Annotated in this window: 19 protein-coding genes and 1 pseudogene; 11 read left to right on the top strand and 9 right to left on the bottom strand. The window is 63.4% G+C overall.

The annotated features are described in order from the left end of the window. Positions 1-45 precede the first annotated feature (45 nt). The 3 genes from aceA (at position 46) to J2Z17_RS23065 (ending at position 2,441) form a co-directional block, all read left to right on the top strand. Positions 46-1,362 (top strand): isocitrate lyase, encoded by a 1,317-nt coding sequence (gene aceA / locus J2Z17_RS23075; RefSeq protein ID WP_209948790.1) that lies wholly within the window; start codon positions 46-48, stop codon positions 1,360-1,362. A gap of 218 nt (positions 1,363-1,580) precedes the next feature. Continuing rightward, on the top strand, positions 1,581-1,832 hold the full coding sequence (locus J2Z17_RS23070) for an SMc00767 family acetate metabolism repressor (protein WP_209948788.1): 252 nt from the start codon (positions 1,581-1,583) through the stop codon (positions 1,830-1,832). A 366-nt stretch (positions 1,833-2,198) separates the two neighbouring features. After that, the gene (locus tag J2Z17_RS23065) at positions 2,199-2,441 is read left to right on the top strand and encodes a hypothetical protein (protein ID WP_209948786.1); all 243 of its coding nucleotides are present in this window, start codon (positions 2,199-2,201) and stop codon (positions 2,439-2,441) included. Between the two features lie 109 nt (positions 2,442-2,550). Here J2Z17_RS23065 and J2Z17_RS25480 read toward each other — a convergent pair whose 3' ends face one another. The 5 genes and pseudogenes from J2Z17_RS25480 to J2Z17_RS23040 all read right to left on the bottom strand — a co-directional run bounded on the left by J2Z17_RS25480 (position 2,551) and on the right by J2Z17_RS23040 (position 8,556). Further along, complete coding sequence (locus tag J2Z17_RS25480) at positions 2,551-3,381, bottom strand: glycoside hydrolase family 16 protein (RefSeq protein WP_209948823.1); 831 nt, start codon at positions 3,379-3,381, stop codon at positions 2,551-2,553. A 63-nt stretch (positions 3,382-3,444) separates the two neighbouring features. Further along, a pseudogene (locus J2Z17_RS25475) lies at positions 3,445-4,896 on the bottom strand (oligosaccharide flippase family protein); the annotation flags it as partial. Between the two features lie 129 nt (positions 4,897-5,025). After that, positions 5,026-6,108, bottom strand: coding sequence for a glycosyltransferase (locus J2Z17_RS23050; protein ID WP_245224304.1), 1,083 nt, complete (start codon positions 6,106-6,108; stop codon positions 5,026-5,028). A gap of 116 nt (positions 6,109-6,224) precedes the next feature. Beyond that, entirely contained in the window at positions 6,225-7,583 is a 1,359-nt protein-coding gene (locus J2Z17_RS23045) for a glycosyltransferase family 4 protein (protein WP_209948821.1), read from the bottom strand. A gap of 247 nt (positions 7,584-7,830) precedes the next feature. After that, the gene (locus J2Z17_RS23040) at positions 7,831-8,556 is read right to left on the bottom strand and encodes a Crp/Fnr family transcriptional regulator (RefSeq protein WP_209948781.1); all 726 of its coding nucleotides are present in this window, start codon (positions 8,554-8,556) and stop codon (positions 7,831-7,833) included. A 442-nt stretch (positions 8,557-8,998) separates the two neighbouring features. On the opposite strand from J2Z17_RS23040, the gene J2Z17_RS23035 reads away from it, so the two are divergent. The 7 genes from J2Z17_RS23035 to J2Z17_RS23005 all read left to right on the top strand — a co-directional run bounded on the left by J2Z17_RS23035 (position 8,999) and on the right by J2Z17_RS23005 (position 17,513). Then, entirely contained in the window at positions 8,999-9,637 is a 639-nt protein-coding gene (locus J2Z17_RS23035; protein ID WP_342454453.1) for a sugar transferase, read from the top strand. Positions 9,638-9,671: 34 nt separating this feature from the next. Continuing rightward, positions 9,672-11,450 (top strand): polysaccharide biosynthesis tyrosine autokinase, encoded by a 1,779-nt coding sequence (locus tag J2Z17_RS23030; protein WP_245224296.1) that lies wholly within the window; start codon positions 9,672-9,674, stop codon positions 11,448-11,450. Continuing rightward, on the top strand, positions 11,447-12,439 hold the full coding sequence (locus J2Z17_RS23025) for a glycosyltransferase family 2 protein (RefSeq protein ID WP_209948779.1): 993 nt from the start codon (positions 11,447-11,449) through the stop codon (positions 12,437-12,439). Before J2Z17_RS23030 ends, J2Z17_RS23025 begins: the two co-directional genes overlap by 4 nt. Then, positions 12,436-13,794, top strand: coding sequence for a polysaccharide biosynthesis/export family protein (locus tag J2Z17_RS23020; RefSeq protein ID WP_209948776.1), 1,359 nt, complete (start codon positions 12,436-12,438; stop codon positions 13,792-13,794). Before J2Z17_RS23025 ends, J2Z17_RS23020 begins: the two co-directional genes overlap by 4 nt. A 99-nt stretch (positions 13,795-13,893) precedes the next feature. Beyond that, positions 13,894-15,357: a hypothetical protein gene (locus J2Z17_RS23015; RefSeq protein WP_209948774.1), complete on the top strand. Its 1,464-nt coding sequence runs from the start codon at positions 13,894-13,896 to the stop codon at positions 15,355-15,357. A gap of 139 nt (positions 15,358-15,496) precedes the next feature. Beyond that, positions 15,497-16,408 carry a glycosyltransferase family 8 protein gene (locus tag J2Z17_RS23010; RefSeq protein ID WP_209948772.1) on the top strand — a complete coding sequence of 304 codons (912 nt, stop codon included), beginning with the start codon at positions 15,497-15,499 and terminating at the stop codon, positions 16,406-16,408. A 64-nt stretch (positions 16,409-16,472) separates the two neighbouring features. Next, entirely contained in the window at positions 16,473-17,513 is a 1,041-nt protein-coding gene (locus tag J2Z17_RS23005) for a glycosyltransferase family 2 protein (RefSeq protein WP_209948770.1), read from the top strand. 787 nt (positions 17,514-18,300) lie between these two features. Here J2Z17_RS23005 and J2Z17_RS23000 read toward each other — a convergent pair. Then, the gene (locus J2Z17_RS23000) at positions 18,301-20,823 is read right to left on the bottom strand and encodes a methyl-accepting chemotaxis protein (RefSeq protein ID WP_209948768.1); all 2,523 of its coding nucleotides are present in this window, start codon (positions 20,821-20,823) and stop codon (positions 18,301-18,303) included. A 135-nt stretch (positions 20,824-20,958) separates the two neighbouring features. After that, positions 20,959-21,825, bottom strand: coding sequence for a LysR family transcriptional regulator (locus tag J2Z17_RS22995; protein ID WP_209948766.1), 867 nt, complete (start codon positions 21,823-21,825; stop codon positions 20,959-20,961). A 181-nt stretch (positions 21,826-22,006) separates the two neighbouring features. On the opposite strand from J2Z17_RS22995, the gene J2Z17_RS22990 reads away from it, so the two are divergent. Continuing rightward, entirely contained in the window at positions 22,007-22,297 is a 291-nt protein-coding gene (locus tag J2Z17_RS22990) for a hypothetical protein (protein ID WP_209948764.1), read from the top strand. A 6-nt stretch (positions 22,298-22,303) separates the two neighbouring features. On the opposite strand, the gene J2Z17_RS22985 is transcribed toward J2Z17_RS22990, so the two are convergent. Then, positions 22,304-22,447, bottom strand: a complete 144-nt coding sequence (locus J2Z17_RS22985; protein WP_209948762.1) for a hypothetical protein — start codon at positions 22,445-22,447, stop codon at positions 22,304-22,306. Between the two features lie 204 nt (positions 22,448-22,651). Continuing rightward, positions 22,652-23,869: a BaiN/RdsA family NAD(P)/FAD-dependent oxidoreductase gene (locus J2Z17_RS22980; RefSeq protein ID WP_209948760.1), complete on the bottom strand. Its 1,218-nt coding sequence runs from the start codon at positions 23,867-23,869 to the stop codon at positions 22,652-22,654. Positions 23,870-23,895 lie beyond the last annotated feature (26 nt).

Raw genomic sequence — 23,895 nt, 5'->3', positions numbered from 1 at the left:
GACCTCATCCGGGACCACCCGCCTGAGGCGAGAGGAAAGTAAGCTATGACTGAATTTGACAACCTGATTCCGAACGCACCGGCAGGCCGCTATGGCGGCATCGAGCGCCCCTACGACGCCGCCGAGGTCAAGCGGTTGCGCGGCTCGATCCAGATCCGCCACACGCTGGCCGAAATGGGCGCCAATCGCCTCTGGCAGCTGCTGCAGAGCGAAGATTACGTGAATGCGCTCGGTGCGCTATCCGGCAACCAGGCGATGCAGATGGTACGCGCCGGGCTGAAGGCGATCTACCTCTCCGGCTGGCAGGTCGCAGCCGACGCCAACACAGCGTCCGCCATGTATCCCGACCAGTCGCTCTACCCGGCCAATGCCGCGCCGGAGCTTTGCAAGCGGATCAACCGCACGCTGCAGCGCGCCGACCAGATCGAGACGCAGGAGGGCAACGGCCTGTCGGTCGAGACATGGTTCGCCCCGATCGTCGCCGATGCCGAGGCCGGCTTCGGCGGTCCGCTGAACGCCTTCGAGATCATGAAGGCCTTCATCGAGGCGGGGGCTGCCGGCGTCCATTTCGAGGACCAGCTGGCGTCGGAGAAGAAGTGCGGCCATCTGGGCGGCAAGGTGCTGATCCCGACGGCGGCCCATATCCGCAACCTGACCGCCGCCCGGCTTGCCGCCGACGTCATGGGCGTGCCGACGCTGATCATCGCCCGGACCGACGCGGAAGCCGCCAAGCTGATCACCTCGGATATCGACGAACGCGACCGCGACTTCGTCGACACCGATGCCGGACGCACGCCGGAGGGTTTCTATCGGGTGCAGAACGGCATCGAGCCGTGCATAGCGCGCGCCATCGCCTATGCGCCGCATTGCGACCTGATCTGGATGGAGACCGGCAAGCCGGATCTCGACCAGGCCCGGCGCTTCGCCGAGGCCGTCCACAAGGCGCATCCGGGCAAGATGCTTGCCTATAACTGCTCGCCCTCGTTCAACTGGAAGAAGAATCTCGACGATGCGACGATCGCCAAGTTCCAGCGCGAACTGGGGGCCATGGGCTACAAGTTCCAGTTCATCACGCTCGCCGGCTTCCACCAGCTGAACCACGGCATGTTCGAGCTTGCCCGCGGCTACAAGGCTCGCCAGATGGCCGCCTATTCGGAGCTGCAGGAGGCGGAATTCGCCGCGGAGGCCAACGGCTATACCGCCACCAAGCACCAGCGAGAGGTCGGCACCGGCTATTTCGATGCCGTCTCCCTGGCGATCTCCGGCGGCAAGTCCTCGACGACCGCGATGGGCGACTCCACCGAGCACGAGCAGTTCGTGCCCGCCGCGGACAAGGCGAGCTTCCGCCCGGCAGCAGAGTGACCCTGTCGCCGGCGCGCCCGGAGACGGCCCTTCCGTTTGCGACCGCCATCCCGCCGTCCCGGCCTTACCCCTGCACCGGGTCGGCGTGCTGCGCCAACGCCTCCCACTCCAACCTCTCCCCGTTTGCGGGGCGAGGCCGGAATAAGGGGCGAAGGGACACGCGAAAACAGAGGCACCGGACAGACCGACGACCATCAACAACCCCTGACAACAAGAGGATGAATGCCATGAATATCGCCCATACCCGCGTCAAGGAACGCGCCGAGGAACAATCGGAAACGATGAGCAACGACCAGCAGGCGGCGATCCGCATGCTCGCCAACGACCTGCACCGGCTGAACCAGGCGGTGATGAAGGCAGTCGAAGCCGGCGTTTCGGTGGAACTCGTCCGCGCCGCCCGCCATCACGGCGGCGACGGCAACTGGGGCGATCTCCTCACCCCGGTCATCGTGACACGCGCCATCCCCTGACAACCATCAAGCGCTCGATGAGCCCGGGCGCCAGAAACCGTCGAGCACCGCAGAAGCACCGGGCCGCCCCAAAACCCTATCGCTGGAAATCCTCGCCCGCATGGCTGCACAGCCAGGCGGGCGATGTTTTGACCGGGCTCGCTCGCTCATCCGCCGCACCGCTGCAAGCAACTTCATGCAGGAGAACGCGCGCGCCGCCACGCCTTCCAAAGAAATATCCAAACATTTTTTAAATATAAAAGACAGCAAGATATGCTTTCAGGCAAGATTACATCAAGACTCGAAACAACACTTAACGCCGACGCAAATATAATTGACTCGTGGAAATTTTCTGTTTACATTTTATTTACCTTAGGGAGAAGAACAATGGGAAAATCATTCCACGGACCGTTCCGCATCACCGGGCTGGACGAGATAAAGCTCAGCCGCACCGGCGAGATATTCGTGCGATTTCGCGACATCAGCGGCAATATTGTCGGCGCCATTCTGGAGCCGCACGCCATGCAGGCGATTGCGCGCGAGATGGAATACGTCTCCGCCGAAGCCATGGCGGGGAACACCGAGACATCGCCGGCCCCGGTCCCGACGCATCAGGAAGCCGTTGGCTGAGCTGCAGATGGCCTGACCGGCAAAGGCGCCGGCCTCGACATCTGCACCGGCCAAGATGTCAGCGAGCAGGATTTCGCGCGCACCCCGCAGGAGATTTCCCGAAGCCCGACTAGTCGCCATGGTGATTATCCTTGCGCTGGTAGACATGGATATAGTCCACCTCGAGGATCGACGGGTCCGGCGTCTCGTCTATCGGCCAGCCGGCCCCAAGGGCCAGATTGACCAGCGGATAGAGCGGCATGTCGAATTCGGCCGGTGTCTTGAAGCTCCAGATCGCCTTGCGGTCCAGATAGAAAGTGGTGGTCTTGGGGCCGACGTCGACACCATAGGTGTGAAAGGCATTGTTCAGCATTCCGTTGTCTTCGACCGTCGTCCAGTGCCCGCCCGAGGTGTCCTCGCCACCGTGGCTCTGCCGCCAGATGTGATAACCGCTGCTGAACTCCCACGGCACCCGGCCATAATATTCGATGACATCGATCTCGGCCGTATATTGCGAGCGGTCGACGCCGATGAGCCAGAAGGCCGGCCACACGCCTTTTCCGGGCGGCAGCTTCATGCGGGCCTCGAAATAGCCGAATCTTTGCGAAAAGCCCTCCCCTTTCGGATTGGTCGAGGCCAGCAGCCCGCTTCTCCAGACACCCTCCTCGTCCTTCTTCGCCTCGATCTGGAGAATTCCGTCCTTGGTGGTGAAGGGAAAGCCCTCCTGCGGATCGGCAAACCGGGCATCGCCGAAATCGCCGTTCCACGGCGTATGCGCGATCCAGCGCGACGGGCGCTCGCCCCAGGCCGACACGTCCAGCTGGTCGAAATCCTCCCGGAATGTCAGATCGTATTCACTGAGATCGAGCTGCTTTTGCGCCATTGTCGGCCGGATCCCCAGAAGAGCGTCCGCCAGGATGCCGAAGACGATGATGATACCCAGAACCGCAGCCACGCGCATGAAGCGGCCCCCCTTGATCAGAATGCGTGCCAGACGGCCGCCGGCGAGCGGCTTCAGCGCCAGTAGCAGGCGACGATAGATGATGGCTTCCAGCCCTTCCGGCCTGCCGGCCAGCTGCCAGAGAAGCAGCGCTGCAATGCCGAAGACCGCGATACCGAGCCCCCCGCACAGGCCGAGCAGGACGGCCAGCTTGAGACCGGCCGGTAGAACATGCAGATAGGGTTGCAGGTAGAGCAACACCGCCACCATCGGCACACCGGCCAGCAGGGGCCTCAGATAGGCCATCAACTGGGACCGGATGGAGGCGCCCAGGACGCGCCGGACGATGAAGAGCGAAGCCGCATAGGCGACGAGCACGGCAATCAGCCGTGCGCCGAGGGCGCCGTTGATGCCGAACAGCACGATGCCGGCCAGCGTCACGGGCACGCGAAAGCAGAACTCGATAAACCGCTGCAAGGCGACATAGCGTGTCTTGTCGAGCACCATCACCAGCGGCGGCATGACCGTTGAGGGTATCCCGACAAGGCTGACGAGCGACAGCATCTGCAGGATGCCGATTGCCGAGAGCCATTTGTCGCCGATCACCACCCTGACGATCGGATCTGCAAGAACGATGATCGACAGCAGCGCAGGGGTCGCCACCAGGGTGGCCGCACTGGTGGCCTTCAGATAGGCGGCGATCCGCTTGCGACCATCGTCGACGCTTGCAAATGCTGCCATCAGCGGGCGCAGCAAGGGGCCGACGAATGTCTGGTGCGGAATGCCCGCCAGCATGTCCGCCACATTGAAGGCGCCGACCACAGCGATGCTGGTGAACCGCGGCAGGAGAAGACGGTCGAGCTGCCAGTTGATGGAATCGAGCACCTGCGCCACGCCGTTCCAGCCGATCATGTCCTGGAACAGCCGCCATTGGGAAAGGGTCAGCTTCGGTCGCAGCGGCGCAAACACATAGGATATCGTCATCGCCGCAAACGCACCCGATACGGTCCCGATGGCCAGCCCCCAGTAGCTGTCGGTGGCAAGCGCGACGCTCACGGCAACGATCAGGGTGCAGGACTTCGCCACGAGGTCGAGACAGAATTCCCGCTTGAAGTCGAACCGCTGCATGTAAAGCACCATGCCGGGGCTGTAGACGCTGCGGAATGCCGGCCCGAGCGCCAGCACAAGCACCAGCGGCGCCAGCCGCGCATCGTCGTAAAACAGCGTGATCGGCCAGGCCGCGACCGCCATCACCAGAAAGACGCCGAGACCGCGCAGCAGGCCAAGCGTAAAGGCGGTCTGCAACATGGCCTTGGACAGCGATTGCTGCCGCAACAGTGCCTGCACCAGCGGCACGTCGAGAACCGCCTCGATGATCGCCAGGAAGGAGGTGGCGATGGCAACCAGGCCGAAATCTTCAGGCAGCAGAAGGCGTGCAAGAATGAGCAGGCTGACAAAATCGAGAAGCCGCGCCGCAAACTTTCCGGCAACGGTCCAGATACTGGCTATGGTTGCACGCTGTGAGATGGTTGCCACTTGTCACCCTAGATCTGTTGCTGTCGGCCCATCGGCTCTAGCCGACGCGCCTCCCCTGCGGCACACGGCGAAGGCGGAGAACCGCTCCAATCGGCGACGGCAGGCAGGCGGCCCACTCGCGTCACCGCATCAGGCACGGGTTCGATACTGCGCATCGGTATGGCCTGCGAGATTGTCATCGACGAGCTTGCCGAACCGCTCGCGGAAGACGGCGGCCGAAAACTTCTGGGCATGCTGGCGGATCAGCGCCGGCTGCATGTCCTTCTCGATCTCTTCGAAGGCGTCGATCGACCCGAGCAGGCCTTCCACGGTCTGGCGTGCAAACCGAAGGCCGACGGCCGGGGCGGATACCGTTTCGCGGGCGCCGCCGGCATCATAGGCAAGCACCGGCCGTCCCGAGGCCATGACCTCGACCGGCAGGATGCCGAAATCCTCGACGCCGGGAAACAGCAGCGCCCTGCAGCGAGAGATGTGATCCCTCAGGCTGTCGAAGGACTGGTGGCCGAGAAACTCGACGGTCGGCCCGGCAATCGATTTCAGATAGGCTTCCTGCTCGCCTTCGCCGATGACCACGAGCCTGCGCCCGCTTTCGGTGCAGGCCTTCACCGCGATGTCGGGGCGCTTGTAGGCCGTCAACTGGCCGGCATAGAGATAGAATTCGCCCTTGCCTTCGCCCAGCTTGAAATCGTCGACGGCGACAGGCGGATGGATGACATCGGCGCCGCGATCGTAAAAGCGCCTGATGCGATGGGCGACATAGGCGGAATTGGCGACGAACTTGTCCACTCTGGCGGCCGTGGTGACATCCCAGGCCCGCAGGATCGGCGCCGAGATATTCATCATCATCCGGCCGATCCAGGGCAGGCCGCGCCGATAGGTGTGGAACTGGTCCCAGACATAGCGCATCGGCGAATGGCAATAGCAGATATGCAGCGCATCGGCGCGCGTGATGATGCCCTTGGCCGGGCCGGATTCACTGGAGATGACCAGGTCGAATTCCTGCAGGTCGAACTGCTCCAGCGCGAAAGGCATCAAGGGCAGCATCTTGGTATAATGCCGCTTGGCGCCCGGAATTTTCTGCAGGAAGGAGGTATGGATCTTGCGGCTTTGCAAGAGCGGGCTCAGACGTTCCGGCCGGCAGACCAGCGTGAAGATCTCCGCCTCGGGGAACATGCGGCACAATTCCTCGACGACCTTTTCGCCGCCGCGCATCGAGACCAGCCAGTAGTGGACGATCGCCACGCGCAAACCCGGCTTGCCGCCGCGGCCGGCAGCCCGTTCGTCGTAGGAATCATAGGCGTTCGAGCCGAGGCTCACTGGTTCGACACTCATTGTAGAAACCCTCCCGATGCGATGGCACGCACCGTCTGTCCTGCATTTTTTTCCGGGAGCAAGCCGGCATATTGCTCGATCAGCGCGTCGCGCCATTGCGCCTGCGTCAGGGCAAGGCTCGGCCAGTCCCGAAAGGCAATCTCGCTCATTGTCCGGATGACCGCCTCGGGCATGTCCAGGACCTCGAGCAGTCTGGCGGCGAGAATGTCGGCGCTGCTGGTGTCGCAGGCGACCGCCATGCCGGCGGACACCATGTCCGATGCGATGAAGGCCTGCTCGGTCATCACCACCGGTACGCCGAAACTTGCCGCCTCGACCGCGACCAGCCCCAAAGGTTCGGGATAGCGCGAGGACATGACGAGTGCGCGGGCGCCGCTGATCGCCGCCGCGATCTCCTCATGCGACAGCCAGCCCAGCCACCGGACATTGTCGCCGGCGGCCAGAACCTTCGGCAGGAGCGGGCCGTCGCCGATGACGCAGAGCTTCACGCCTGCCATCTCGACCGCGGCAAGCGCATCCTCGATGCCTTTTTCCGGATCCAGGCGACCAATGAAGAAGAACTCCCTGTTGGCCTCCACCTCGACCCTTTGCGGGCTTGCCACGCTGACGGGGTTGGCAATGGTTGTCAGGCGCTGCGCGTCGTAGCCGGCGCGCTCGAAAAAGGGACGCATCTTGTCGTGCAGGAGAATGATGCGGCCGAAGACCGCATTGTCGCGCAGCAGGCGTTCGACATTCACGCCGCGCGCCGCGCGCCAGAGCTTCTGGGCATAGTTTCTCTTGTCGCAGGATCTCGACAGACAGCCGAAACTGCCGGGCCGGGCATCGCAGACGGCCTGATCCTGGTAGTCGAAATAGGCACCGTTCGGGCATGCGGCAAAGAAATCATGGGCATGCACGACACAGCGGTCGGCAACCGGTGCAAGCGCCTTGAAGATCGAGGGCGACAGGATCTTCGACCAGCCATGGACATGGTAGACGGTGCCCGGCGTGTCGTTGGCGGCAATCCAGTCGCGCAGCAGTTGCGCTGCTGCGGCATTGTGGATCCCGGTGACCAGCGCCTTGACCCGCGACATATGCAGCAGGTCCGCTCCGCCGAGCGGCACCACCGAAATTCCGGCATCGGCAAGGCGCGGCTGCGCGCCCGCATCGCCGCAGATATAAGTGACGGGAATATCGAGACCGCGCAGCAGTTCGGCGGATTTGAGGGCAAGCGTCGTCGCCCCGCCGCGCGCAACCGAATAATCGTCGATTACCACGACCCGCTCGATCGCCTCCACCGCATCGACCGGCGCTCGCTTCTGCCCGTCAGGCGCAAACCCGCCAGCAGCAGAGCAGACCTCTGACCGGTCGCGCATGACGGAACCTTCGGGCACGGCACGGGTCGCGTTGGGCCACTCTTGCGAATGGAAATCGTCGAATATCGCCACCGGCTACTCCCTTACCACTGATTGGCTTCACGCTCGAAACCGCGCCTTCAATGCGCCAGAGCCCTTTTCTTCACGCAAAGCTTCGCCGCAGCCGCGCGACGCATCGCGCTTGCCCCGATCGATCAACTGACGGTGCTGCACTCCTGGCGATGGCGCTCACGGCGCCCGCCGCGCGCTAGAAGCTCCCTTGCTCCGCGTAGGTCTGCAAAGCCTCCGGATCGAGGATGCAGATACGTCCGCGACTTGGGGCCTGGTCTATCACCTTGTTCTGGCGCAAGCGCCGAAGGCACTGGTTCACCTTTTCCCGCGACGCCGGCAGTGTTGCCGCCAGGTCATGCTGGGAGATCATCACTTCCTTGCCCGCCGGCGTGTCGCGGCCATAGCTGTCGGCGAGCCGCAGCAGCATGATCGCAAGTCGCGCCTGGAGACTGGAGGCGGCATTCTCGATCATCCTCAGCTCGAGATCCGATACCCGCGCCAATGCCTTTGTCAGCAGGCGTTCACGCAATTCCGGATCGCTGGCATGGCGCTCGCGCAGGTTGCGGCCGTCGTAGAAATGCAGTTCGCACTCGCTCGCCGCGCGATATTCCAGCGTCAGACGCTTGCGGCGAAGAACCTGCAGCTCGCCGAAACATTCGCGTTGCGGAATAATCTCGATGATGAATTCACGCCCATCGGCAAGGGTCGTGCTGCCCGTAACAATTCCATGTTGCACTTTTACAAAGGAATCCAGAAGCGTTCCTGCAGAAGCGATGACATCGCCGCGACGGAAGTATCTTATGCTTGGCCTCTCTATGCTAAACATATCGCAAGGCGATTTCTGCTTGCGCTTATCTGCACGCAGGACGGGCGCATTTGCTTCTACAGAACCACTTTCCTGAAAAGTCGATGACATAACCATGTATTGACTCCACTGAGTTAGGCGACCGCGCTTTTCTTCTATGTTGCGGTGCACGGTAATGCAGCCACAGTATTAGTCAACATATTATTTTAAAGCAGCATCTTAACTGAGAAAAACCAAAGGCGACGTGCAGCAAAACAACATCCGATTTATATAAAATGCCTTTCAAATACTGGATCTTTTTCGACGCCTGCCAACGCAAACGATCGATACAAAGTAAAGTTGTATAAATGTCCTATTCCCGCATAGGAAGAGGGCTCGGAACCCTCCCTTATTTAACTACCTAAATTATTTATTAACCTATATGACCTCGGTCACATACACGAAAATCTCCTTGACCCATGCTCAGGCCATCCCTTGATGCATGGAGTGCGATATGAGCGAAATGGATGGCGTCAAGATTGAGGACGGCTGGCAGGGTCCTCACTACCGAAACAGCCCAATGCTTGGTTTCGACCGTCGCAAGACGCTTCGCCACTGGGGCAAGAGAGCGTTCGATATCTCGGCTGCAGCGATGGCGCTGGTCCTGCTCGCACCGGTTTTCGGGCTCCTGGCACTGCTGCTGAAGAGCATGGACAAGGGACCGATCTTCTACAGCCACCAGAGGGTGGGCCTGAACGGCACGCGGTTCGGATGTCTGAAGTTCCGAACCATGCGCATCGACTCCGCCGCCCGGTTGAAGCAGCTGCTGGAAGACGATGTTGCGGCGCGGGAGGAATGGGACGCGACGCGCAAGCTGAAGAACGACCCGCGCATCACCACCCTCGGTCAGGTCTTGCGTTCCACGAGCCTGGACGAATTGCCCCAGCTGCTGAACGTCCTTCGCGGCGACATGAGCCTGGTCGGTCCCAGACCGATCACCGCCGACGAAATGCCGCGTTACGGCGAATATATCGGCTTCTACCTGGCGGCCCGGCCCGGCCTCACCGGAAAATGGCAGATCAGCGGCCGCAACGATGTCAGCTATGACGCACGCGTGAAGCTCGACGTCGAATACTACCAGACCTGGTCGATCCTCAATGATTTCGCAATCATTGCCAAGACAGTCCCGATCCTCTTGTCGAAGCGCGGCTCCTACTGAGCCCCTTCGACGCGGTCAACCTATGGCGTATCCAATGAACAACCTCATGAATTCCGGTTTTTCGCATCATCAGGTCAATTCGTGGTCCCTACCCGCGTCGCATGGCGCCCCGCCAGCGCCGGGACAGGTACCCCCGGGCGAACCCGCCTCGCCGGCCGCCCTCCGGGAGATCCTGTTTTTTCTCCGGATGCGCTGGCAGTGGATTGTCGCCGGCTGCGTCGTGACGCTGTTTCTCGCCGCACTGCAGATAGCCTTCACCGCTCCGACCTTCATCGCCCAGACACAGCTCATGGTCGTGCCCCCGGCCAGCGGCTCGGACGCGCAGCGCGCGTCGGCCGAGGATGCCTTCGTCGAGGCGCAGCTGGAAATTGCCCGATCGAGCGACGTCTTGGGTGGCGCCGCAACCAAGCTCGACCTGGCGCAGGATCCCGATTTCAGCAGCCAGAAGCTATCCCTGAAAGACAAGGTCAAGCTGCAGGCAAAGGCATGGTTGCGCGGCGCGGCGGACGGCAGTGATGCCGACGCGGGCGACGGCGCCAGGTCCAGCCAGGAGCGCAAGAGCCACGCCATCATTGCCCGGCTCGGGGACATGATTTCGCTTCGGCGCATCGGTCGTTCGACGATGATCGAGATCTCCGCAAGCGCCTCCAGCCCGGACAAGGCCGCCAATATCGCCAATGCCGTGGCGCAGGAATATATTTCCAAGAACCTCGCCATGAATGCGCAGTCCGCGCGGCAATACAGCGACTGGCTCGAAACCTTCGTCAAGGAGCAGAAATCAGCTCTCGCGGAGGCCTCCAACGATCTGATCAACTACAAGAGCAATCCGCGCGACCAGTTCCGCCTGGCCGAGCTGCAGAGCGCTGCCGATGCGCGCAAGAGCCTGTTTGAGTCGACGCTCGTCAAGCTGTCGGACGCCAAGCAGAAGATTTCCTATCCCGTGCCGGACGCCACGATCGTATCGCTGGCCACGCCGCCGCTGTCGGAGGCCACGCCGCGTGCCGGCCTGATCCTGACCTTTGCCCTGCTGCTCGGCGCCGGCGCCGGCACCATGGCCGCCATGATCCGCCATGCAGGCGACCGCAGGATCTCGCGTCCGCAGCAGGTCGCCCAGGCAACCGGCCTTTCCTCGATCGTCGCGATCGAGCGCTTTCATGCGCCGGTCGATGCCGAAGGTTCGGAACCGCCGGCGGCCAATGCTGCGCCACGCATCGGTGAGGACGGGATGGGCAAGCTCGCGGCGCTCGCCATTGCCCTGCGTCGCCGGCAGCGCGTGACCGTCGGGGTGGTGTCGCCCAATCCGCATTCCGGCGCCTCTACCGTTGCACGCGAATTGGCGGTCGCCAGCGCCCGATCCGGCGCAACGACGCTGCTGGTCGATATCGCGCATCCCGGTGCGCAGACGCTGACTGCGGAATTCGGTGCGACCGGGGCACTCGGTCTTGCCGATGTGGCGGAAGATGCAAGCCTTTTGCCCGAAGCGGTGTTCGAAATCGCAGCCCGGCTGGACTTCCTGCCGATCGGCCGTGTGGCCGACAGCGCGCCAGCGCTGATGATGAGCTCGCGCCATACGGAATTCGACCTGGAAACCCTGAAGAAGCAGTACGACGCCGTGTTCTTCGATCTGTCCGCCCTGTCGGCCTTCTCGGATGCCATCGCCGTCGCCCCCGAATTCGACGGCGTCCTGATGGTCATCGACTATGCCCGGACGACGATCGACGACGTCGATGCGGGGATCGACAGCCTGCGCAATGCCGGATCCGAGGTTCTGGGCGCGATCATAAATCGGGCCCCGAGAAAGACATTCCTATGAGCAGTCCCCGTGATGCAGCATCCGCTAGCGCGCCGTCCGGCGCCGCCACCGAAAACCGGCAGGCTCAGACGGTGCTGCGGGTGGCCGTCGGCATCGCGTCGGCGGGCCGCCCGGGCGTGCTGGAGCAGACGGTAGGTCACCTGATCGATATTCTACCCAGGGATACGCCGATTTTCGTCTGCGTGCCCGACATGCAGGATGCCGGCCACCTGGCCCAGGCATCGCAGGTCAGCCTTCTGGTCGGACGGCGGGGGCTGACCCATCAGCGCAATGCCATCTTGCAGGCCGCCGTCGGCCGCAGCGACCTGCTGGTGTTCTTTGACGACGACTTCATTCCGGACGCGCTCTACCTCCAGACCATGTCGCAGGCCTTCAACGACCATCCCGACATCGTGATCGCGACCGGAAACGTCCTGGCCGACGGGATTCTCGACCTGCCGCTGACCATGGATGACGCGGCGGCAGCGCTTGCGCAACCGCACCGGGCAAGCGGCGAGATTACGCCCGTCTACAATGCCTATGGCTGCAACATGGCGCTGCGCCTGCAGCCCGTGGAACGCAACGCCCTGCAATTTGACGAGAGCCTGCCGCTCTACGCCTGGCTGGAGGACGTGGATTTCAGCCGGGCCATCGCCAGCCATGGCCGCTCCGTGAAGGTCATGGATGCCGTCGGCGTTCACCTGGGCGTCCGCTCCGGTCGCCAGCCCGGGCTTCGGCTCGGCTATTCGCAGATCGCCAATCCCGTCTATCTGAGCCGCAAGGGCACCATGGCGACGGGACGCGCAACCGCCCAGATCGCCCGCAATATCCTGGCCAATATCCGCGGCGTCGCGCTGTTCGATCGCGCCATCGACCGGCGCGGCCGACTGCAGGGCAATGTTCTCGGCCTGATTGAACTTGTACTGGGCCGTTTGTCGCCCCTGCGCGTGTTGAAGTTTTCTCCGCGCGGCGCAAGCACCCCATCCGAAATGAGTAGGACCACGCCATGAAGATCAATGCGCTCAGACTGGCCATCCCGACCCTCCGGATGCTGCCGATCCTGCTCCTGTCGATGTCGGCCGCCGGGTATTGCCACGCGGCCGAAGAGATGCTCGTGCCGGACGACAAGCTGGCGGTGCGGGTTGTCGAATGGCGGGCTGCAGACGGACAATATGCGCCGTCCGATGCCCTTAGCGGCGACTATCTGATCGATGCCAACGGCAGCATATCCATGCCGATCGCCGGTCGCATCTCCGCCGCGGGACAGACCGCGGACTCGCTTTCCGACATGATCGCCAAGAAGCTGACCGCCACGGCAAATCTGCCCGGCCGCCTGTTCGTCGCGGTCGAAGTTGCGGTCCATGCCCCGGTCTTCGTGACCGGCATGGTCGAAACTCCCGGACAATTCCCCTACCAGACCAATCTGACGGTGATGAAGGCCGTGTCGCTGGCCGGCGGATATCTGCGCTTGCGCGGCAATGACGCCTCGTTCCAGCGCAACAGCATCGAGGCCGCCGGCGCATTTCGAACGGCGGTCGTCAGCAAGCGGGACCTGCTGATGCAACGCGCCAGGCTGCTTGCCGAAATCGCCGGCAACGACGATTTTCAGATTCCGGACGAACTCAGGGACAGTCCCGATATCGAGCAGCTCAAGGATGACGAGACGAACCTGATGCATCTCAGGCGGGTCCAGCTGCAAAGCCGTGTCGATGCGGCCGGTGCCGCCGCACGGCTCTACGGGCAGGAGATCGCCAATCTGGAAGCCAAGATCGTCTCGCAGAAAAAGCAGGTCGATCTGGCCCGCGAGGAGCTGGATACCGTTCAGGCGCTGATCAAGAAAGGCCTGACCAACAACAGCCGCCAGTTTTCGCTCAACCGCGGCCTGGCGGAAGAAAGCAGCAGCCTGCTCGACCTCGAGATTGCGCTGACGAAGGCCAAGCAGAACCTTGCCGAAAGCCAGCGGGAGCAGACCGACATCGTCAACAAGAGCAATGCCGAAAACCAGGAGGCGCTGAACACGGTCAACATGGCGCTGCGCAAGACCGCGATCGACATGCAGGTGGCGCATTTGCTCGGCGAAGAAGCCGATCTGAGCCAGCAGGTCGCCGGCGACCAGGACGACTGGGACGGCAGCAAGGCGGTGCAGCGGCAGTTCCTGATCACCCGACGCCAGCCGGACGGAAGCGATGTGGTGATCGAGGCCGACGAAACGACACCGCTTCTTCCGCATGACCTTCTGCAGATTGCCCACCCGCTTGGCGCAGACACCACGGCGCTGTTGCCGTCGAAGAGCCCGTCGCAGACGGCATTGGCCGGCATCGGCAGCGGCGCCATCGACCTCAAAGAGAGCGGGATCAAGCGATGATCTCGCCACGACCATCACCGGCGCACCGGGATATCTGCGCGACGGCGGGCCCGCTTGGCCAGCTGTCCGCAGCCGGACGCCGCCGTGCCGGAGGTGGTCATGAACATTGAACCGATCGGCTTCATCGTCGCTCAGTTCGGCCTCCTCTCGCTGTTCCTGGGAATGCGCTGGCTGATCGGCGGCATGATAGTTTCGACCCTGCTCGGCGCTGCCGCGGCCATCCAGCTGCCGGCCCTGGGCGGCGCGAGCATCCAGCCAAGCCATCTGCTGCTGGTCTTCGCGACGCTTGCGATCGTGCTGCAGCCGTCGCTGTGGCAGCCGTTTGCCGCCAGCTTTCGCTACCGCAGCCCGGGCTTCTGGTTTGCAGCCTATATCCTGTTCTCGGTGCTCTCGGCCTTTTTCCTGCCGCGCATATTCCAGGGCGCAACCCTGGTCTATTCCTCCGCACGCAGCGCGACGGGCACCATGTCGGCCATCGCATCGCCCCTGGCGCCGGGAACCGCGAACCTCACCCAGTCCGTCTACCTTCTCGGTGACCTCGTCTGCTTCGGGCTCGTGTGCAGCTTTGCCCGTCTGGGCCATACCCGCTTCGTGACGCGGATGTTGATGGCCACGACATGTGCATGCCTGGCCTTTGCCGTCGTCGACGTGTCGACCTTCTTCATGGGCATGCCCGACATGCTCGATTTCCTGCGCAATGCCAACTACACCATGCACACGGCAGAGACGATCAGCGGTTTCAAGCGCATCGTCGGCTCCTATCCCGAGGCGAGCGCCTATGGTACCACCGCCCTGGCGCTGTTTGCCTTCTCGGCGACCTTGTGGCTGGAAGAATATGCAAGCCCCGTCGCCGGCCCGGTGACCCTGCTGATCGGGGTGACGATCGTGCTCTGCACATCGACCACCGCCTATGTCGCCGGTGCCCTGGTTCTGGCCATGCTGCTCTTCATTGCGCTGAAACGGTTGATCGGCCGCCGCTGGAACCGCCGCTATTCGATCTTCTTTGCCACCCTGGCCTTCGTGGTTCCGTGCCTGTGCCTGGGCATCATGCTGCTTCCGCATGTCTGGGGCGCGCTTTACGATCTCGTCAGCATGACCTTGCTCGACAAGGCCGACTCGCAGTCGGGGGAAGAGCGCACCGCCTGGAATGCGCTGGCGCTGATCTCGTTTCTCGAAACCGATACATTCGGCGCCGGGCTCGGCACCGTTCGCGCGTCCAGCTTTCCGGTGGCGCTGCTGTCCAATGTCGGCATCATCGGAACCCTTCTGTTCCTGATCTTCCTGTTTCAGTTGATCAGGGTCGTGCAGAACGCCCGCGCGGGGCACGGCCTTCGCAACAATGAGAGCGCCTTGGCAGCCCTCATGGCATCGCTGTCGCTGATCGCGTCGGCCAGCATATCGGGCAGCAGCACCGATCTGTCGCTGCTGTTCAGTGTGACCGCGGGCCTGGTTGCGGGCGCCACGCAAACGCACAAGGTCGCGGCCGCCAGGCCTGTGGCCGCTGTCCAGATACCAACACCCCTGCCGGCCTTTCTGCGTTCGGCCAGAGGGCTGGCCCCATGAACGCGGCCTCCGTGCCGCGCTTGCGGCCTGCAAGCGGCCTCACAGCCCGGGCCCTGGTCCGGGACCTGGCGTCGCCTGTCGGCCGGAAAGCGCACAGCCGAGCGTCCAAACATCAGATATTCAGGAAAGGATCATCGCGATGAACACTCAATGCGTCGTCTATGTCGCAGATCTTCAATACGTCTTCCCCACCATCCTGTCGGCCCTGCAGGCGAGAGACCATGCATTGCCCTCGACCGATGTCGTCATCCTGATGTCGGAACCGCTCGATGTCTTCGACGAGCTGAAGGCGCTTCTGGCCGACCGCAACGTCTATCTCATCGATGCCGAAGCCGAACTCCTGTCGGCTCTGGGAGAGCTCGACGCCAAACATTTCCAGGGGCGGATCAGCGTCAGCACGATGGCCAAGCTGGTCCTTGATCAGGTCCTGCCGCAACAGTACACGCAGATCATCTATCTGGACGGCGACACGCAGGTCATCGGCAGCCTTGCGGCGCTGGAAAACGCCTATGTGCCCGCCGGCAAATTCTTTGCCGCCCGGGACTACACCTCGATCTCCGAGATGTTGAACAACGGTCGCGAGAGCTTCTATTTCAACGCCGGTTTCCTGAAATTCAATCGGGAGGGCTGGATCGGCCGGGAAGCGCTCGAAGTCTTCCGCACCAATCCGGCGGTTTGCGACGGCAAGCACGACCAGGGCGCCTTGAATTATGTCTGCGGATCGTCGCTGATCCTCGTGTCGAACAAGTGGAATTTCCCCAAGCAGTTCCTGCACCTGGCACCGCGGGAGTCGCTGGCCGTGGTCCATTACATGGCCCACCCGAAGCCCTGGCATGGCACATTCTTTCCCTGGAGTGCCGCCGAGAGCCGCGTCTACCGGCAGCTGCGGGCCGCAGATCCGGTCTTCCGCTCGCTGTACAAGGGTATCAGCCTGGAGCGCTGGCTCGTCTACAAGCTGCGCTCGGTTCGCGAGCGGCTCTCCCACGAGTTCGGCGGCAAGATCTCCAACCCCCGCGTAAGGGGCCTCCTTGTCGGAGACTACGCCGTGTAGAATATCCGCCATCGACGGCAGCTGACCTGCCGCCGTCAGGTCGAGACCAGCATCGGGAATATCCATGAGCCGCGACACATCACCAGCAAGCCTTGCGCATTATCTCAAGGCACGCGCACGTCGATCCTGGAAAAGCAAGGAAGTGAAGCGCGTTTCCCTGCAAAAGGGGTTGGAAAAGGCGCGGCACGTCGTCGTTTTCGTCGTGCGCAACGAGGTGCACCGCCTGAGCTACTTCCTGTCCTATTACCGCAAGCTCGGCATTGAGCACTTCATCTGCATCGACAACGGCTCGAGCGACGGCACGACGGAGTATCTGGCGGCGGAAGCGGATGTTTCGGTCTTCTCCAGCACGGGGTCCTACAAGGGTGCCCGCTTCGGCAATGACTGGGTCAATGAGCTGATCAACCGCTATTGCAGTCAGAAATGGGTGCTCTATGTCGACGCCGACGAGTTCCTCGTCTATCCGCATTGCGAGACCGCACCGATCGGCACGCTGACCGGGTTCCTCGACAAGCTGGGGGAGCAGAGCCTGCGCACCGTGATGGTCGACATGTACAGCTCGCGCAAGATCGCCGACAATATCTGCGAGCCCGGCCAGGACCCGCTGGAGATCTGCGATCTCTTCGACAGATCGGGCTATGCCTCGCATTTCGACCGGCGCAACCAGACGATCTGGATCAAGGGCGGCGTGCGCGGGCGGGTCTATTTCGCCGACCGCATCTGGGACGGGCCGGCCCTGAACAAGACGCCGCTGGTCTATATGGGCGGCGAGCGCATGTTCCTGAAATCCACCCACCAGGTCTGGCCGCTGTCGTTGAACATCGGCGAGGTGCGAAGCGCCGTCAGGATCTCGGGTGCCTTGCTGCACTTCAAGTTCATGTCGACCTTCATCGACCGGGCCGCAGAGCAGGTGCGCCGCGCCGAACATTCCTCCGAATATGTACGCTATCAGGCCAATGCCGAGAACGAGGGTTTCGTCGGCGAGGCGACGACCCGCTACAGCGGCTGGCAGGACCTGTCCGACAATGGCCTGGTGCAGGGTGAAGGCTGGACCCGCTGGACGAACTTCACCGATCAGGAGATCATCGCAGCCGAATTGGCCTGACGGTCGAGAGCCGGCCCGCACCCGGACCGGCCGCTGACGGACGCCAAGGGCGGGATCGACGCAATGCGCCTGCCAAAGACGGCGCCGCGCCCGGCGCACCCGTCCGAGCCCGTCGGGGGGCGATGAACAAGGCTTCCGCTCAACCTCTGCAGGCCTCCCCTCGGATGGCCCGCGCTGCCCGTCAGGCGATGCATACGCCTGAAGTCATCAACATCATCGCTTCAAATATTTCACGCCCTGCACCCCGTCAGCGAGAATTCCGCGACCCGGAATGAACTTCCCGGCGCATCGGCAGCACTCATTGCCAGTACCGATTGAAACGGGAGACGAGACAATGGCACCGTGGCAAAGCTGGAAGACCGAATGCGATCCGACGAAGTCAGCCCCCGCATGCGGGAGCGCAAGGCCGGCGTCGCGGCAGCGGCAGGCGCGCAAAGCCGGCATGGATCGGTCCTTGCTTGCGTAAATCGGCCTAGGCCCTGTCCCGGCACGCTCTGCGCGCCTCCAGCACATCCACCGATGCGGTTCGCCGCATGCCACCCGGCGGGTGGACAATGGTCGCCGCCAGGCCGTCGTCCGTTCCCGGCAAGTCGAAAGGGTGCCTGTCCGGCACCCTTTCGACTTCCTTTTCCTCGCCCGCAGCAAAATCGGCGCCGGTCCGGCGTCCCCTGCCCTTCGCCGCCGCGCCACCGCGGGCGGGTTCGGCTCTCCCTGCCGGGCACGAAAAAGGGCGCCGCCCGGACGCCCTTCCCCCATCTCGCCTGCCGAGCCGTCGCCGGCCCCGCCCTTACGCCGCGCGGCGCTTTGCCGGGACGCTGCCGCCCAGGTTGAAGCGCGACACCAGGGACATCAGCGCCCTGGTCTCGTCGGCCAGCTGGCGGCTGGCGGCACTGGCCTCTTCGGCCATGGCCGCATTCTGCTGGGTCAGCTGATCCATCTGGTTGACCGAGCCGTTGACCTCGTTGAGGCCGACGGACTGGTCGTGGGCAGCTGTTGCCATGTCCTGCATGTGGCCGCTGATCGTGGCGATCTGCTGGCCGATCGCCGTCAGGGCCTTGCCGGTCTCGCTGACCAGGCGGGAGCCGGCATCGACTTCCGTGGTCGATGCGCTGATCAGGCCCTTGATCTCGTTTGCCGCCACGCCGGAGCGCTGGGCAAGCTCGCGCACCTCGTGGGCGACGACGGCAAAGCCGCGCCCCGCCTCGCCGGCACGCGCCGCCTCGATTCCGGCATTCAGCGCCAGAAGATTGGTCTGGAACGCGATGTCCTCGATCACGTCGATGATCTGCTCGATCTTCTTCGATGCCCCTTCGATCCGCCCCATGGCGGCGACGGCACTTTCGACCACCTTGACTGATCCGTCGGCATTGGAGCGGGTGTCGGTGACGATCTTGTTGGCGTCGCGGGCCCGCTCGGCAGACGAGCGCACGGTGACCGTGATCTCGTCGACGGCGGCTGCCGTCTCCTCCAGCGATGCCGCCTGGTTTTCGGTGCGGCGCGACAGCTCCTCGGCCGAATGGGCCACCTGCTGCACGCTGCCTTCCATCCGCTGGATATTGCCGACAATGTCGCCCATCGTCTCGCGAAGCCCGGTCAGCGACGTGTTGAAGTCCTTCCGCAGCTGCTCCAGACGGCCGATGAAGGGCGTGTCGATGGTCGCCGAGATATCGCCGTTCGACAGCCGCTCCAGACCCTTTGCCAGCTCGGACACGGCAAACTGGATCTGCTGGTCGAATTCGCGCTTCTCTTCGTCCGTGCGGGCACGCTCGGTGTCGGCGGCGGCGCGTTCCTTGCCGCTGCGCGCCTCGATCTCGACCTTGGCGCGGGCATTGTCCTTGAACACGCCGAGCGCGCGGGCCATGTCGCCGATCTCGTCGTGACGGCTTTCGCCGCGGATCGCGGTGTCGAGATCGCCGTCGGCAAGCCTGCGCATCGCCGCCGTGATCTGGCCGATCGGCCCCTTGAAGGTCATCACCAGGCCAATGCCGGCAAAGATGGCGATCAGAATGCCGAGCAGCGTCGAGCCGATGGAAATCGTGTCGGCCTTGTTGCGCTCCTCGCCGGCCACCTGTTTCTGCAGCGTGGCGAAGTCGGTCAGCTTGGTCCAGATCCTGTCGATCTCGCCCGACGCCTCCCGGAAGGAGTTGGCGCGGTCCGCGTCCAGCGCTTCGAACTGCTTGGCGCTGGTGCCGATCTTGCCTACCAGCGGCTTCATCGCCTCGGCATGGCTACGCCCCTCGCCTTCCAGCGCGTTGTCCGCTGCCAGCGCATCGAGCTTTTCGGTCAGGGCGTCCAGCCGCTGTGCCAGGATCCCGTCATCCTCCTTGGCGGCGGTCGCCAGGAAGCGGACGGCGGCCAGGTGGACGTCGGAGACGGCATTCAGCACCTGGCGCGTCTTGGCCAGAAGCCGGGCGGCCTCGATCGTCGGCCCATCCAGCTTGCCGAACACTTCGGTTGCCGTGCGCGCCTTCATCGTGGCGATGCCCTGCAGGCGGATCGCCATCGGGCGCATCAGGTTGATATTGCGGTCCAGCCCGCCGACGGTCGCGTCATTGGCGATGCCGATGTCGAGCGCCTTGCGGATCTGCCCGGCCTGGTCGGAAATCGTCTGGCCATAGACCTTCTTGTCGATCGGCACGGCCTCGGTGATCGCCTTTGCCGTGGTGTCGAGTTCGCCGATGCGCTGGCCCAGAAGCTCCAGCTTCGCCTTCGGGTCCCGCAGGTCGTTATAGTCGCTGACGAGCTTGGAAATGAAATTGGCGCCGCTGGTGATCTGTTCGGCTTCGCGCAGCAAAGTCTTTGCCTGCGCCTCGTCGCCGGCCAGCGTCTCCTGCACGCCGGTCGCGTAGGTCAACAGGGCGTCCTGTTCGCTGATCAGCGTCGACACGCTCTTGTCCATCTCGGCATGCAGCGCGGTCTCTTTGCTGAACAGGTCCCAGCTGCGGGCGATCCGCTGGCCGACATCGTCCAGCAAGGCGGTTGCCTCGCCGATTTCCTTGCTGCCTTCGGCGCCGACGGCCTCAGAGCCGAGCGCGCCCAGCATGCTTCTCTGGCGCTCCAGCGTGGCTTCCAGCGCGTCGCGCGCCTCCTCGCTCGGTGTGCGCAGGAAATCGCCCATGCCGACATAGACGGACTTGAAGCCGCTCAGCGCCTGCAGCACGCCGTTGGAAATCTCGATCCGGTTCTGCAAAAGCCCCGACGCATAGATCCCCGTCAGGCCGACAGCCGAAATGCTGATGACGAACGGACAAATGAAAACGAGAACTTTTGTCTGAATTTTGAAGCGCGCAAGCGCCTTGTCGATGAACATACTAACCCCAAATGCATCGTCACACCAAACGGCGAGCGCCATCCCCCCACGGTGCGCGCCAGGGGGCATCATGCAGACAGGTTCTCAACAAAGGCTAAAGAATAGGCTGCGCTAAAAAGCATGCATACGGCCTAATTATCCAAGGAATCCACGACCTTCGAACACCGGCCTCCTTGCCCGCAACAGCGTCTGCAGCCGGTCGGCAACGCGGCGGATGTCGGGACGATGGCGGTCGTCATTGTTCATCACCAGGAACTGGCCATGCCGCAATTCGGCGATCTCGTCGCCGGCGCGCTCCATGCGCGGTTCCAGATCGCCGACAAAGCAGGGCAGCACCGCCATTCCGGCGCCGCCGAGCACCAGATCGTAGAGCGCGTGCGGCCGGTTGACGATCGCCACCAGGGCATCGGCGTGATGCGTGCGCGGCCAGCGCAGATAGGCGGAGATCGCGGCTTCCTCGGAAACGGCAAGCCAGCGGCCCGCGGTCGCCTCGGCCCCATTGCGCACCCGATAGGCGGCATAGGCCACCTCCGACAGACGGACGGAGGCCAGGTTGCGCTCCTCCGGCGCAAAGGCGCGGATGCCGATATCGTGCTCGCGGTGGGCCAGTTGCGCACGCTGCTCGGCGACATGGATGTCCAGCCGGAAATCGTCACGCCGATCGCGCAGGGCCGTGATGTTCAGCGACAGCAGCCGGGCATTCCACGTGCCGCAGGCAAGACGCACCGTGCTTGCGCCTTGACCGCCTTGCACGATGGCGACCTCGCGCGCCGCGTCCTCCATGCCGCCGAGCAGCGCGCGCAACCGCTCGCCCTCGCCGGTCAGCGTATAGCCGGTGCGGCTTCGCACGAACAAGGTTCGCCCCAGCGTCTGCTCGAGATCCAGCATGCGCCGGCTCAAGGTGGCGGGGCTCAGCCCCGTGTCGCCGGCGGCGCCGGAAAGCCCGCCGCCGCGCGCGACCGAGAGGAACAGTTGATAGGCATCCCAGGACACGTTTTTCATGGGTGAAAAACATAGACCATTCCGGACGCTACATAAAGCAAATCCGGAGGATTAAGAAATGCGTGTCCGTCGTCTTCTGCCGCACGGCTCGCCATGGGTTCTACCTTCAGGGGCCAGCTCTTGGCCGGGCACGGATCGATGCGCGCCGCACCCGACGCGGATCATTCAGAAAGGATGTGCCATGTATGAGATGATTGCAGCGCTGGTGGCCGCAAGGCCCGATCCGGTCACGGATCATCTACCGGCCGCCGAGGACGCGTTTTATGAAAGCTTCAGCACGAGGCCGCCGGGGCAAGACGGCTTGCGATCGTCACGCTGGTTTCGACGATCTCTGCAGCGGATGCATGCGGTTTTCGGCACACTTCGTCGCAACGCTGCCAGTCGGGGCATATCCGCCACCGAGGTGCCTCTTGGTCTGTCCTGCCCTCGTGAACCCTGTTCCGCCAAGGGCTCGGGGATCGTTGCCGAATAACCCGGTTCAGCCGGCGATCATGAACGCGAGCGCGGCGATCGCGGCCACGGCGCCGATCGAGATGACGGCGAGAATCTGCATTTGAGCGGTCTGCTGCGCTTCTGCCTTGGCGATGGCGATGGCGCGGGGCTTGCGATTGTGTGAAGTCATCGACGAAATCCTGATGATTACCGTTTCAGATGTCATGCCACCCGGAATCCGCTCCGGTCCGACGTCATGTCCGGTTCCAAACGGGAACACGGCAGTTTCAACTGTGACAAAGGCACGTTAACAGGATCTAAATTATGGCAGACTCGGTGTTTCACGGCAAGACATGGTTAACGATTTCGCCGGATCGCCGGTATTTCGCGGACGTCAGGCATTTTCCCCGGCCGCATGGCCCGAGGCCCAGGCCCACTGGAAATTGTAGCCGCCCAGCCATCCCGTCACGTCGACGCATTCGCCGATGAAATAAAGACCCGGCACGGATTTCGCCGCCATGGTCTTCTGGTCGAGACCTGCGGTATCGACACCGCCGAGCGTCACTTCGGCCGTGCGGTAGCCCTCGGACCCCGCCGGCTTGATCCGCCAGTCGGACATCTGCCGCGCCAAGGCGTCGAGCGCCTTGTCGGCGGTGTCGGCGAGCGGTCGCTCCAGCCGGTGCTTTTCGGCGAAATACTGGGCCAGCCGCTTCGGCAGATGCTGCGCCAGCACCGTCTGCACCGCCTGGCGGCCATTGTCGCGCTTGGCGGCCTTCAGGACGTCGGCGAGATCGATCTCGGGCAGGACCCTGACGGCGATCTCGTCGCCCTCGCGCCAATAGCTGGAAATCTGCAGGATCGACGGCCCCGACAGGCCGCGATGCGTCACCAGCACGGCCTCGCGAAAGCCGGTCTTGCCGTGGCGCACCTCGGCATCGACCGCCACGCCCGCCATAGGCGCCAGTTCCTCCAGCATGGCCGGATCGAGCGTCAGCGGCACGAGGCCCGGCCGCGGCTCGACCATCTCTAGGCCGAATTGCGCGGCGATCCTGTAGGCAAATCCGGTGGCCCCCATTTTCGGGATCGACTTGCCGCCGGTCGCCACCACCAAACTTTCGGTCGTCATCCGCCCCTCGGATGTCTCGACGACGAAACCGCCGGCACCGTTCGACACGGCATCGACCGTTACGCCGAGCTTCAGCACCACGCCGGACGCCTTCATCTCCTTCAGGAGCATGGTGATGATGTCCTTGGCGGAGGTGTCGCAGAAAAGCTGCCCCAGCGTCTTTTCATGCCAGGCGATGCCGTGCGCCTCGACGAGTGCGAGGAAATCCTGCGGCGTGTAGCGGGCCAGCGCCGAACGGGCGAAATGCGGATTGGCCGAAAGGTAATTCTTCGGCCCGGCATGGATGTTGGTGAAGTTGCAGCGTCCGCCGCCGGAGATGCGGATCTTTTCGCCTGGCGCGCGCGCATGATCGAGCACGACCACGCGCCGTCCGCGCCGGCCGGCCCGGATTGCGGCCATCATGCCGGCCGCGCCCGCTCCCAGAACGATCACATCGAATGTCTGCACGTCGCACCCGCTTTCTTCGCCGTCGGCTCCTTCGGCCATCGTCGCTCCGCCACCGCCGTCCCGCG

This window comes from Heterorhizobium halophytocola, from assembly GCF_017873095.1.
Taxonomy (GTDB): domain Bacteria; phylum Pseudomonadota; class Alphaproteobacteria; order Rhizobiales; family Rhizobiaceae; genus Allorhizobium; species Allorhizobium halophytocola.
The sequence above is the reverse complement of the archived record's forward strand: the minus strand, read 5'-3'. Positions and strand labels throughout refer to the sequence as shown.